Source organism: Burkholderia sp. BCC1972, assembly GCF_905339605.1.
GTDB lineage: Bacteria > Pseudomonadota > Gammaproteobacteria > Burkholderiales > Burkholderiaceae > Burkholderia.
Window position 1 is genome coordinate 48,940 of the sequence record NZ_CAJPGH010000037.1, and the last position, 13,375, is coordinate 62,314.

A 13,375-nucleotide genomic window follows, 5' to 3' on the forward strand; every position below is an offset into this window, starting at 1 on the left:
CATCGACGACGAACCGCATGACGAAGGACCCGAACGACACGCCGCCGCCTCATGATCCGGACTCGCCCGACGGCGCGCCCGACACGCCGCCGCGCGCGCCGCGCGCGCCGCGCCGCGGCCGGGCGGTGCGCGTCGTCGCATGGACGCTCGCGACGGTCGTGCTGCTCGTCGTGCTGGCGGCCGCGCTCGTGGCGGGCGCGGTGACGACCGAGCGCGGCACGCGGCTCGCGTGGCAACTGGCCGGTCGCGTGCTCGGCACGCGACTCGCGGGCACGCTCGAAGGCGGCTCGCTCGCGACCGGCGTGCGGCTGCGCGGCTTCGCGTGGACGAGCCCCGACGGTTCGGGCACCGAGGTTCGCATCGACCGGCTCGACGGCCGCTGGGCGTTGACGCGTGCGCCGTGGCGGCTGTCGATCGCCTATCTGCGCGCCGGCACGATCGACGTGCGGATCGCGCCGGGGCCGTCGACGCCGAGCACCACGCCGCAGGACCTGAGCCTGCCGCTGCAGTTGCGGATCGACGACCTGCGCGTCGATCGTCTCGCGATCCACGAAGGCGGCTCGACGACGCAGCTCGACCACCTCGCGCTGAACGGCCGCAGCGACGGCCGTCACCATGAACTCGTGCTCGACGGCGTCGACACGCCGTACGGCGCGCTGACCGCGCGCGCGAAGCTCGACGGCGTGAAGCCGTTCGCGCTGACGGGCGAAGCCACCTACGCGGGCAAGCTGTCGGACGAGCCGGTCGACGCGCGGGCCCGTGTGTCGGGTTCGCTCGAGGCGCTCGTCGCCGACGTCGACGCGAGCGGGATGAAGCTGAACGGGCGCGCGCACGTCGAGGCCGCGCCGTTCGGCGCGGTGCCGCTCACGCGCGCGTCGCTCGCGTTCGACCACGTGAACCCACAGGCGCTTTCGCCCGGCGCACCGGCGGCCGATCTCGCGGTGCGCGCGGAACTCGCGCCGGTGAGCGCGCCGGCCGGCTCGGCGCCCGCGAAGGGGTTCGCGGTGACGGGCCCCGTGTCGATCGTCAACGCGAAACCGGGCACGCTCGGCGACCATCTGCTGCCGGTGATCGACGCGCATGCGACCGTGCATCTCGACGCGCACGCGCAGCGGATCGACGATCTCGCGCTGAAACTGATCCGCGACGGCAGCGTGACGGGCGGCGGCACGCTCACGGGCGGCAAGGGCCGCTTCGACCTGAAGGTCGCTAACCTCGACCTGAACGCGTTCGTCGCCGAGCTGCGGCCGATGCGCCTCGGCGGCCCGCTCGGCGTGACGCTCGCGGGCGACGTGACGACCGTCGATTTCAACCTGAACGATCCGAAGCTCGCACTCGGCGCGCGCGCCAAGGTCGCGCTGACGCCGCAGCAGACCGTGCTGACCGATACGCGCGTGACGGCGGGCAAGGGCCGCATCGATTTGACGGGCGTGTTCCGCCGCGACGCGCATTCGAGCTACGACGCGAAGGCGACGCTGACGGCGTTCGATCCGCTGCTGCTCGCCGCGATGAGCGCGCCGAAGGCGGCTGGCGGCAAGACACCCGCGAAGGCCGCCAAGGCGCCGGCCAAGCGCGGCGAGACGCGCGTGTCGGGCACGCTGACGGCGTCGGGCGCGTTCGCGCCGCAGGTCTCGACGAAGGCGACCTTCAAGCTCGGCGACAGCCTGTACGACGGTGTGCCGCTGACGGGTGCAGGCGTCGTGCAGCTCGCCGGTTCGCGCATCCTGCCGAGCAACGCGACGCTGTCGATCGCGGGCAACCACGTCGACCTGCGTGGCAGCTTCGGCGCGCCCGGCGACCGGCTGCGCTTCGTCGTCGACGCACCGCAGCTCGACCGGCTCGGCTTCGGCGTCGAAGGGCTCGTGCAGGCGCAGGGCGATTTGACGGGCAGCTTCGCGCATCCGAACGTGACGGCCACCTACAAGGCCGAGCACGTCGTCGTCGGCTCGAACCGGATCGGCACCGCACAAGGCCGCGCGGACATCCGCGACGGCGCCCACGGCGCGCTCGTGTTCACGGCCGACGCGGCCGACATCGCGCTCGGCTCGTTCAAGCTGAAGTCGTTGCGCGCGAACCTCGACGGCACGCGCGCGAAGCACACGCTCGACGCTTCGGCGCTCGGGATGGCCGGCGGCCGCGTGATCGACCTGACGCTCGCGGCGAACGGCGGCGTGGTCGAGAACCGCGACGGGATGCGCTGGGACGGCACCGTCACGCGTCTGGCCAATCGCGGCACGCCGGCTGTCGCGCTGCAGGCGCCGCTGACGGTGTCGGCCGGCACCGGCCGCGTGACGCTCGGCGCGACGCGGCTCACGCTCGAAGGCGCGGCGATCGACCTGAAGTCGTTCGTATTCGATCACGGCCAGATGCGCTCGGCTGGTTCGGTGAGCGGCGCGTCGGTCGCGCGTTTCCTCGAGGTGCGCCAGGAACTGACGGGCCAGCGGCCGCCGGTGCGTACCGACGTCGTGCTCGACGCCGACTGGGACTTCTCGCTCGGCGCGAATGCGACGGGCTACGTGCAGGTGAAGCGCCGCGGCGGCGACGTGACGATCGAGAGCGGGCGCGGCATCGCGTCGCTCGGGCTGACCGACCTGTCCGCGCGCGCGAGCTTCACGCCCGGCAACCGGCTCAACGTGACGGCGCTCGCGAAGGCGAGCCGGATCGGCACGCTCGACGCGAACGTCACGGTGCCGTTCGCGCTGCACGACGGCGTGTTCGGCGTCGTCGACGATGGTCCGCTGTCGGGCCGCATCGACGCCGACATCCCCGCATTGAAGACGACCGGCAACCTGTTCGGGCCGAGCTATCTGCTGGGCGGCCGTGCGGCGCTGAAGCTGACCGTCGCCGGCACGCCGGTGAAGCCGAACCTGTCGGGGATGCTGACGGGCGACGATCTGTCCGCGACGCTCATCGACCAGGGCGTGCAGTTGAAGGACGGCATCGTGCGCGTGAAGCTGTCGGACAACCTCGTCGAATTCCAGCAGGTCGAGTTCCACGGCGGCGACGGCACGCTGCGCGCGCTCGGCCGCGTGCGGCTCGACGGCGAGGCGCCCGACCTGACCGCGAGCATCGTCGCGGACAAGCTCGAACTGTTCGCGGCGCCGGACCGCAAGCTGTCGCTGTCGGGCAAGGCGACCGTCGCGAACGACGGGCCGCGCGGCGCGCTGTCGATCGACGGCAAGTTCGTGGTCGACCGCGCGCTGTTCGACCTGCCCGAGGAATCGGCGCCGCACCTGTCGGACGACGTCGTGATCGTGCAGCCGGACGGCACGGTGCGCGGCGAGACGCCGACGGGCACCGCGGTCGCGAAGCCGAAGCCGGTCGAGGACAAGCCGGCGCCGTCGCTCGCGCCGCGCGCGAACATCGACATCGGCCTCGGCAACAACTTCCGTTTCAAGGGGCACGGCGCGGATCTCGGGCTGCGCGGCACGATCACCGTGATGAGCGCGCCGGGCGTGCCGCTGCGCGCGGTCGGCAACGTGCGCGTGACGGAAGGGTCGACGTACACGGCGTTCGGCCGCAAGCTCGCGATCGAGAACGGCTTCTTCACGTTCAACGGCCCGGTGTCGAACCCGGGCGTCAACATCCTCGCGATGCGGCGCAACCAGGAGGTCGAGGCCGGCGTGCAGGTGACGGGCATGATCCAGTCGCCGACGGTCAAGCTCGTGTCGGAGCCGAACGTCACGGACAACGAAAAGCTGTCGTGGCTGCTGTTCGGGCACGGCACCGACCAGGGCAACAACGTCGGCCAGCAGGGCGCGATGACGGCGGCGCTCGGGCTGCTCGGCAGCGTGACCGGCAAGCGCGTCGCGCAGACCTTCGGTCTCGACGAGGTGTCGGTCGGCCGCAGCGAAGTCGGCCTGACCGATCCGCAGGTCGTGCTGGTGTCGAAGGCGATCAACGAGCGGTTCGTGCTCGGCTTCGAGCAGGGGCTGCAGTCGGCCGCCAACGCGTTCAAGGCGACGATCAACCTGACGCGCTTCTGGTCGGTGTCCGCGTACGGCGGCACGTTCCAGGGCGTCGACCTGAACTACACGCGGCGTTTCGATCGCTGGTTCGGCAGTGACGCCGCTCGCACACGGCGTACCGAGCAGCCATGAAAAAAGCCCCGAACGCCAAGCGGCCTTCGGGGCTTTTTTTCGCGCAACCGGCAGCGCGTCTGGCTTACTTCACGCGCATGCCGGGCTTCGCGCCGCTGTGCGGCTCGAGGATGTAGAGACCCGGTTCCGCCTTCTCGTCGGTGGCCGACGCGGCGAGCACCATCCCTTCGGACAGGCCGAACTTCATCTTGCGCGGCGCGAGGTTCGCGACCATCACAGTCAGCTTGCCGACGAGTTGCTCCGGCTGGTACGCGGACTTGATGCCCGAGAACACGTTGCGGGTCTTTTCCTCGCCGACGTCGAGCGTGAGCTGCAGCAGCTTGTCCGAGCCTTCGACGGCCTGGCACGCGACGATCTTCGCGATGCGCAGGTCGATCTTCGCGAAATCGTCGATCGAGATCGGTGCGTCGTCGGCGCCGTTCACGACCGCCTGCTTCGCGTTCGCCTTCGCGTTGCTCTTCGCGTCCTTCGCGGCGTTGGCGCTCGCGGCGGCGGCTCCGGTTGCCTCGGCCTGCAGCGAATCGCGGTTCGCGGCGAGCAGCGCCTCGATCTGCTTCGGATCGACGCGCGTCATCAGGTGCTGGTACGCCTTGATCGGCTGCTCCGACGACAGCGGCTTCGCGGCATCGGCCCACGCGAGCGGCGCGATCCCGAAGAACGCCTCGACGGCTTCGGCGACACGCGGCATCACCGGCTTCAGCGCGAGCGACAGCAGGCGGAACGACTCGAGGCTCACGCTGCAGGTTTCATGCAGCGCGACCGCGTTGGCCGGATCCTTCGCGAGATCCCACGGCTTCGCGCCGTCGACGTACGCGTTCACTTCGTCCGCGAGCTCCATCGTGTGGCGCAGCGCGCGGCCGTATTCGCGTGCTTCGTAGTGCGCGGCGATCTGCGGAATCGCATCGCGCAGCTTCGCGACGAGCGGGTGGTTCATCGCGCTGTCCTGCACGCGGCCGTCGAAACGCTTGATCAGGAAGCCGGCCGCGCGGCTCGCGATGTTCACGTACTTGCCGACGAGGTCGCTGTTCACGCGCGCCTGGAAGTCGTCGAGGTTCAGGTCGATGTCTTCCATCGTCGCATTCAGCTTCGCGGCGAAGTAGTAGCGCAGCCACTCGGGGTTCAGGCCCGTGTCGATGTAGCTCTGCGCGGTGATGAACGTGCCGCGCGACTTCGACATCTTCGCGCCGTCGACCGTCAGGAAGCCGTGCGCGAACACGTTGGTCGGCGTGCGGTGGCCCGAGAACTCGAGCATCGCGGGCCAGAACAGCGTGTGGAAGTACAGGATGTCCTTGCCGATGAAGTGGTACTGCTCGGCCTTCGTGCCCGGACGGATCCACGCGTCGAAGTCGATGCCGTTGCGGTCGCACAGGTTCTTGAAGCTCGCGTAGTAGCCGACCGGCGCGTCGAGCCATACATAGAAGTACTTGCCGGGCGCGCCCGGGATCTCGAAGCCGAAGTACGGCGCGTCGCGCGAGATGTCCCAGTCGGCGAGCTTGGCTTCGCCGGCGTCGCCGAGCCATTCGCGCATCTTGTTGGTCGCTTCGGGCTGCGCGAGGCCGCTCACCCATTCGCGCAGGAACGACTCGCAGCGCGGGTCGGACAGGCGGAAGAAGTAGTGCTTCGACGTCTTGCGCACCGGCGTCGCGCCCGACACGACCGAATACGGGTTCAGCAGCTCGGTCGGCAGGTAGGTCGAGCCGCACACTTCGCAGTTGTCGCCGTATTGATCTTTCGCATGGCACTTCGGGCACTCGCCCTTGATGAAGCGGTCCGGCAGGAACATTTCCTTGACCGGGTCGTACGCCTGCTCGATCTCGCGCTCGGCGATCAGGCCGGCGTCCTGCAGCGCGAGGTAGATCTTCTCGCTCAGCACGCGGTTCTCGTCCGAATCGGTCGAGTAGAAATTGTCGAACGACACGCCGAAGCTGTCGAAATCGCGCTTGTGTTCGGTCCACACGCGGTCGATCAGCTGCTTCGGGGTCAGGCCTTCCTTCTCCGCGCGCAGCATGATCGGCGTGCCGTGCGTGTCGTCGGCACCGATGTAGTAGACCTCATGGCCATGCATTCGCAGCGTCCGCACCCAGATGTCGGTCTGGATGTACTCGACCAGGTGGCCGATGTGGATCTGCCCGTTGGCATAGGGCAGTGCGGACGTGACGAGGATCTGGCGGCTGCCTTGCGGCGCCGCAGCCTGCACGGAAGTGAGGTCGGATGCGGACATAGGGTCGGTAGAGGAACAGCGGAAAAACAACGGGAAAGTGCGATTCTAGCAGGGGCGCGCGCCAGCGCGGCGGGCGGGCGCCGCGGACCGGGCGCCGGAGCGGGCGGGGCCCCGCAAGCGGCGTGCCCGATGATCTTGTGCTGCGATGCAGCATAAATTCTGCGGGCAAAAAAAACCGGGGCGGATACGGCCCCGGAGCAACAACGACAAGAGGAGAATGGTGACGCGCCGGCAGCGCCAGCCGCGTACCGTAAATACTGACCGCGGCCTGCGACAGAAGTTCGAAAATTTTTTCGATTTGTTACCGGACCCGCCGGAAGCCTTGTCCGGCGGGGCTGCGCGCCATGTGCAGCCCCGCTCCTCTCGTGGCGATGCTTACTGCTGCGCGGCGCGCAGGTAGATTTCGACGCGGCGGTTCTGTGCGCGGCCTGCTTCGGTCGCATTGTCCGCGATCGGGTTCGACGGGCCCATGCCCTGTGCCGCCAGGCGGCCGCCGGCGACGCCGCGCTGCACCAGCGCGTTGACGACGCTCTGCGCCCGGTTCTGCGACAGCGTCTGGTTCAGTTGCTGCGAACCCGTGCTGTCCGTATAGCCGACGACCGAAGCCGTCACTTGCGGGTTCTGGTTCAGCGTCGTGGCCAGGTCGTTCAGCAGCGGCGTGAAGGCCGGCGTGATCGCGTACTGGTTCGTCGCGAACGTGACCGAGCTCGGCACGTTCAGCTTCAGCGAGCCGTCCGGCTGTTCGGTGACCTGCGTGCCCGTCTTCGCTGCCGACGGTGCGAGCTTGTTCTTGATCGCCTGCCAGTTGTAGCCCGTCACGCCGCCGACCAGTGCACCGACGCCTGCGCCGATCGCCGCACCCTTGCCGCCGCCCGCCAGCGCGCCGATGCCTGCGCCCAGCGCCGCACCCGTGCCGGTACCGACGGCCGTGTTGTTGCCTTGCTGCGTGGCGCAGCCTGCCAGCAGTGCGCCGGCCAATGCGAAGACGGACAAGCGGGTCGCGATTTTCATGTTCATCTTGGATTCCTCTCTTGGTTGAACGAGTCGACAACGACGACAACAACAGTTACGGCTCCCTGCGCGGGCCGCCCGAAAAAGGAGGGCAGGCCTGCGCTCGCGGCAGCCGCCGAGGTGGCCGCATGCCCTGTCCGTCAGCGTGGCTGTTCGGGCAGTGCGACGCGTCAGCCTCTACAATATAGGCGGTAGGTGGCCGATTTGGCCCCATAGCATGCCGCACGCGAAGATTGCGCCGGGTCGCGCGTTCGCGCAATGGCGTGCAACAGATTCTTTCACTTTTCCCGCTTTTCGCAGCGTAATTTGATATTTTTTGACGATTACACGCGAAAAAAACGTTTTCTCGGAGTTTCGATGAGCATTGACCGGGCACAAGTCGACGCCGCACTGGCGGCAGTCGTCGACCCCAATACCGGCCGCCCGTATGCGGCGAACAAGGGCGTGCGCAATGTCGCGATCGACGGCGATGTCGTGACGCTCGACGTGGTGCTCGGGTACCCCGCGCGCAGCCAGCACGACGACGTGCGTGCACGCGTCGTCGCGGCGCTCCAGGGCGTGCCGGGCGTTCGCGACGCACGCGTCGCCGTGTCGCAGGAGATCGTCGCGCACACGGTGCAGCGCGGCGTGAAGCTGTTGCCGAACGTGAAGAACATCGTCGCGGTCGCGTCGGGCAAGGGCGGCGTCGGCAAGAGCACGACGGCCGTGAACCTCGCGCTCGCGCTCGCCGCGGAAGGCGCGTCGGTCGGCATCCTCGACGCCGACATCTACGGCCCGTCGCTGCCGACGATGCTCGGCATCCACGGCCAGCGCCCCGAGTCGCCGGACAACCAGTCGATGAACCCGCTCGTCGGCCACGGGTTGCAGGCGAACTCGATCGGCTTCCTGATCGAGGAAGACAACCCGATGGTGTGGCGCGGCCCGATGGCGACCTCCGCGCTCGAACAGCTGCTGCGCCAGACCAACTGGCGCGACCTCGACTACCTGATCGTCGACATGCCGCCCGGCACCGGCGACATCCAGCTCACGCTCGCGCAGCGCGTGCCCGTCACGGGCGCGGTGATCGTCACGACGCCGCAGGACATCGCGCTGCTCGACGCGAAGAAGGGGCTGAAGATGTTCGAGAAGGTCGGGATCCCGATTCTCGGCATCGTCGAGAACATGAGCATCCACATCTGCTCGAACTGCGGCCACGAAGAGCACATCTTCGGCGCCGGCGGCGCGGAGCGGATGGCGAAGGATTACGACGTGAACGTGCTCGGCAGCCTGCCGCTCGACATCGCGATCCGCGAGCGCGCCGACAGCGGCACGCCGACGGTGGCGGCCGATTCCGAAGGCGCGCTGGCGCGCCGCTACCGCGATATCGCGCGCGGCGTCGCGCTGGCGATTGCCGAGCGATCGCGCGACATGACGTCGAAGTTCCCGTCGATCGTTGTTCAAAATACGTAAAACCCTTGCGGGGCGGGGCCTCACGCTGTTTACGGCGCCGCGAGGCGCGGTATCATGGCGACTTTTCCCGGGTCCCTTTTCCCGCCCGGCGCGGCCGTCGTGTCAAGCGGCCGCCAGCCGGCATGAGGATCGAATGAAACAACGACATCACGGCGTGCGCGCCGGCCGCGCGCAGCGCGCGCTGCTGGCCGCCGCCGCGCTGGGCCTGTTGGCCGGCTGTACCTCCTTTTCCTCGTCGCACGAAAAACGGGCCGACGCACAACTGCAGCCGACGGTCGGCGCGCAGGCGCGCGGCGCGGTGACGTTCGTCGAGCGCCCGGACGGCGTCCAGGTCACCTACAACCTGGCCGGCCTGCCGCCGAACAGCGATCATGCGCTGCAGGTGCACGAACGCGGCGACTGCAACGCGGGCGACGGCTCGAGCGCCGGCCAGGTGTTCGCACCGGCCGCCGACCGCCTGCGCGCCGGTGCGCGCGTCGCCGGCGATCTCGGCAACATCCATGCGGACGCGAACGGCGTCGCGGCCGGTTTCATCGTCGCGCCCGATCTGGCCCTCGACGGCGTGCGCTCGGCGATGAACCGGGCGGCGCTGGTGCACCGCGACCCGAGCGATCCCGCGTTTCCGCAGCATGGCGCGGGGCCCGCGCTTGCCTGCGGCGTGATCCGCTGACGGCCGCCGCGTGCGCCGGCCGATGATCGCGTAAAATGTGCGCCTTTCCCGGCCGCCGCCTCGCGCGAGCGGCCCTCCCTGAAAGCTACGCAGCGTTTCCTGGCGCCCCGATATGAGTATCAAGTCCGACAAATGGATTCGGCGCATGGCCGAAGAGCACAAGATGATCGAGCCGTTCGTGCCCGATCAGGTTCGCGCGTCCGAGGACGGCCGCCGGATCGTCAGCTACGGCACGTCGAGCTACGGCTACGACATCCGCTGCGCGGACGAATTCAAGATCTTCACGAACATCAACTCGACGATCGTCGATCCGAAGAACTTCGACGAAGGTTCGTTTGTCGATTTCAAGGGCGACGTGTGCATCATCCCGCCGAATTCGTTCGCGCTGGCCCGCACCGTCGAATATTTCCGCATCCCGCGCACCGTGCTGACGGTCTGCCTCGGCAAGTCGACCTATGCGCGCTGCGGGATCATCGTCAACGTGACGCCGTTCGAACCCGAGTGGGAAGGCTACGTCACGCTGGAATTCTCGAACACCACGCCGCTGCCCGCGAAGATCTACGCGAACGAAGGCGTCGCGCAGGTGCTCTTCTTCGAAAGCGACGAAGTGTGCGACGTGTCGTACGCCGATCGCGGCGGCAAGTATCAGGGGCAGCGTGGTGTCACGCTGCCGAAAACCTGATCTGGTTGCATAACGTCTCACCAGTTTCCGGGTGACCGCTGCGCGTGACGCGCCGCGGTCGTTCTTTTTGGAGAATCGTCCATGAAGTTTCGTTTCCCCGTCGTCATCATCGACGAAGATTTCCGCTCCGAGAACATCTCGGGCTCCGGCATCCGGGCGTTGGCCGAAGCGATCGAGAAGGAGGGCGTCGAAGTCCTCGGCCTGACGAGCTACGGCGATCTGACGTCGTTCGCGCAGCAGTCGAGCCGCGCGTCGTGCTTCATCCTGTCGATCGACGACGACGAACTCATGCTCGGCGAGACCGGCCAGGACGGCGAACTGCCCGAGCTCGCGACCGCGATCATCGAGCTGCGCGCGTTCGTCACCGAAGTGCGCCGCCGCAACGCGGACATCCCAATCTTCCTGTACGGCGAAACGCGCACGTCGCGCCATCTGCCGAACGACATCCTGCGCGAACTGCACGGCTTCATCCACATGTTCGAGGACACGCCGGAGTTCGTCGCGCGCCACATCATCCGTGAAGCGAAGGTCTATCTCGACTCGCTCGCGCCGCCGTTCTTCAAGGAACTCGTCAAGTACGCCGACGAAGGCTCGTACTCGTGGCACTGCCCGGGCCACTCGGGCGGCGTCGCGTTCCTGAAGAACCCGCTCGGCCAGATGTTCCACCAGTTCTTCGGCGAGAACATGCTGCGCGCGGACGTCTGCAACGCGGTGGACGAACTCGGCCAGCTGCTCGACCACACCGGCCCGGTCGCGGCATCCGAGCGCAATGCGGCGCGCATCTTCAGCGCCGACCACCTGTTCTTCGTGACCAACGGCACGTCGACGTCGAACAAGATCGTCTGGCACGCGACCGTCGCGCCGGGCGACATCGTGCTGGTCGACCGCAACTGCCACAAGTCGATCCTGCACGCGATCACGATGACGGGCGCGATCCCCGTGTTCCTGACGCCGACGCGCAACCATTTCGGCATCATCGGGCCGATCCCGCGCGACGAATTCAAGCCGGAGAACATCCGCAAGAAGATCGAGGCGAACCCGTTCGCGCGCGAAGCGATGCGTGCGAACCCGGACATGAAGCCGCGGATCCTGACGATCACGCAGAGCACGTACGACGGCGTCGTATACAACGTCGAGATGATCAAGGACCTGCTCGGCGACCTGCTCGACACGCTGCACTTCGACGAAGCGTGGCTGCCGCACGCGACGTTCCACGATTTCTACCGCGACATGCACGCGATCGGCGACGGCCGTCCGCGCACGGGCGCGCTCGTGTTCGCGACGCACTCGACGCACAAGCTGCTCGCAGGCATCTCGCAGGCGTCGCAGATCGTCGTGCAGGATTCGGAGAACCGCACGTTCGACAAGCACCGCTTCAACGAGGCGTACCTGATGCACACGTCGACGAGCCCGCAGTACGCGATCATCGCGTCGTGCGACGTCGCGGCCGCGATGATGGAGCCGCCGGGCGGCACCGCGCTCGTCGAGGAATCGATCGCCGAGGCGATCGACTTCCGCCGTGCGATGCGCAAGGTCGACGCCGAATACGGCGACGACTGGTTCTTCAGCGTATGGGGCCCGGACAGCCTGTCCGAGGAAGGCATCGGTTCGCGCGAAGACTGGATGCTGAAGCCGAACGACCACTGGCACGGCTTCGGCCCGCTCGCGGAAGGCTTCAACATGCTCGACCCGATCAAGGCGACGATCATCACGCCGGGGCTCGACGTCGACGGCGAGTTCGGCGAGACGGGCATTCCGGCCGCGATCGTCACGAAGTACCTGGCCGAGCACGGGATCATCGTCGAGAAGACCGGCCTGTACTCGTTCTTCATCATGTTCACGATCGGCATCACGAAGGGCCGCTGGAACTCGATGGTGACCGAGCTGCAGCAGTTCAAGGACGACTACGACAACAACCAGCCGCTGTGGCGCGTGCTGCCGGAATTCGTCGCGCAGCATCCGCGCTACGAGCGCGTCGGCCTGCGCGACCTGTGCACGCAGATCCACGACGTGTACCGCGCGAACGACATCGCGCGCCTGACGACGGAGATGTACCTGTCGGACATGGAGCCGGCGATGAAGCCGTCGGACGCGTTCGCGAAGCTCGCGCACCGCAAGATCGACCGCGTGCCGCTCGACGAGCTCGAAGGCCGCGTGACAAGCATCCTGCTGACGCCGTACCCGCCGGGCATTCCGTTGCTGATCCCGGGCGAGCGCTTCAACAAGACGATCGTGAACTACCTGCGGTTCGCGCGCGACTTCAACGAGCGTTTCCCGGGCTTCCACACCGACATCCACGGCCTCGTCGCGGAAGAGGTGAACGGCCGCGTCGAGTACTTCGTCGACTGCGTGCGCGACTGATGGCGACGCACGGACGAATCCGGGCGATGCGCGCGGCGCTGGCCGCGCTCGTCGTCTGGGCGGCAGGCGCGGCGGGGCTGGCAGGGTCGGGCGTCGCGCACGCGGAAGTCGCGGCGGCCGACCCGATCGACGTCGCGATGCGGCAATGCCTTGCACGGCGCGACCGGTCGTCGCCGGCCGGCCAGATCCAGTGCATGGGCGAAGCGCAGCAGCAGTGGCAGGCAGTGATGGACGGCGCGTACCAGCGCCTGTTGAAGGATGCGCCGGCCGATGCGAAGCGCGGCTGGCAGGACAGCCAGCGCCATTGGCTCACGTGGCGCAAGGACGAAGTGCTTTTGCTGAAGGCCGTGTACGACACGACGCGCGGCACGTCGTATGCGATGTCGAGCGCCGACCTTCAGCTGCAGCCCGTGCGCGATCGCGCGCTGGCGCTGCGCGGCGCGGCGGATCGCTATGCGCCGCCGCCCGCGGCGGCCCCGGTCGCGGCCGTGAGCGGCGCGCAGGGCGGCACGAGCACGGTCCAGGCGGCGGCCACGTCGAATGCCAAGCCGGCGGCGAACGCGCCGCGCGATCCGGCCGTGCGCCGCGTGCGGCCGTGCGAACAGGACGCCGCGTGCGAGCACGCGCTGTTCGACCTGAACCGCTATTACCAGAAGCTGCGTCGCAAGATGCCGGCGCATTCGGCCGCGACGCTCGTCCGCGCGCAGCGCGCGTGGGTCGGGTTCCGCGATGCGACGGCGCCGCTCGTCGGCGAGGACGGGCGCGTCGACCTGATCGGCGCGCGCATCGCGACGATGAAGCGGCTGTCGGAGACGGCCGGCAACAAGTAACGACCGTCGACGGCTGCGATCGTGCGGCGATGAAACGAAACGGGCACCCAG

General features: G+C 68.2%; 8 protein-coding genes. 6 read left to right on the forward strand and 2 right to left on the reverse strand.

Going from position 1 to position 13,375, the window contains the following annotated elements:
• Nucleotides 1-17: 17 nt before the first annotated feature.
• Nucleotides 18-4,100, forward strand: a complete 4,083-nt coding sequence (locus tag U5798_RS33900) for a translocation/assembly module TamB domain-containing protein (protein ID WP_322084549.1) — start codon at nucleotides 18-20, stop codon at nucleotides 4,098-4,100.
• 64 nt (nucleotides 4,101-4,164) lie between these two features.
• Here U5798_RS33900 and metG read toward each other — a convergent pair whose 3' ends face one another.
• Complete coding sequence (gene metG, locus U5798_RS33905; protein ID WP_322084550.1) at nucleotides 4,165-6,321, reverse strand: methionine--tRNA ligase; 2,157 nt, start codon at nucleotides 6,319-6,321, stop codon at nucleotides 4,165-4,167.
• 375 nt (nucleotides 6,322-6,696) lie between these two features.
• Nucleotides 6,697-7,338, reverse strand: coding sequence for an OmpA family protein (locus U5798_RS33910; protein WP_044847722.1), 642 nt, complete (start codon nucleotides 7,336-7,338; stop codon nucleotides 6,697-6,699).
• A 351-nt stretch (nucleotides 7,339-7,689) separates the two neighbouring features.
• On the opposite strand from U5798_RS33910, the gene apbC reads away from it, so the two are divergent.
• The 5 genes from apbC to U5798_RS33935 all read left to right on the forward strand — a co-directional run bounded on the left by apbC (nucleotide 7,690) and on the right by U5798_RS33935 (nucleotide 13,324).
• A complete protein-coding gene (apbC, locus tag U5798_RS33915; protein WP_124452807.1) occupies nucleotides 7,690-8,781 on the forward strand; it encodes an iron-sulfur cluster carrier protein ApbC in 1,092 nt (363 codons plus the stop codon).
• Nucleotides 8,782-8,914: 133 nt separating this feature from the next.
• Nucleotides 8,915-9,451 (forward strand): superoxide dismutase [Cu-Zn], encoded by a 537-nt coding sequence (gene sodC / locus U5798_RS33920; protein WP_124452809.1) that lies wholly within the window; start codon nucleotides 8,915-8,917, stop codon nucleotides 9,449-9,451.
• Nucleotides 9,452-9,563: 112 nt separating this feature from the next.
• Entirely contained in the window at nucleotides 9,564-10,133 is a 570-nt protein-coding gene (gene dcd, locus U5798_RS33925) for a dCTP deaminase (protein ID WP_006398615.1), read from the forward strand.
• 81 nt (nucleotides 10,134-10,214) lie between these two features.
• A complete protein-coding gene (locus tag U5798_RS33930) occupies nucleotides 10,215-12,494 on the forward strand; it encodes an arginine/lysine/ornithine decarboxylase (protein ID WP_124452811.1) in 2,280 nt (759 codons plus the stop codon).
• On the forward strand, nucleotides 12,494-13,324 hold the full coding sequence (locus tag U5798_RS33935) for a lysozyme inhibitor LprI family protein (RefSeq protein WP_124452813.1): 831 nt from the start codon (nucleotides 12,494-12,496) through the stop codon (nucleotides 13,322-13,324). Before U5798_RS33930 ends, U5798_RS33935 begins: the two co-directional genes overlap by 1 nt.
• Nucleotides 13,325-13,375: the final 51 nt, after the last annotated feature.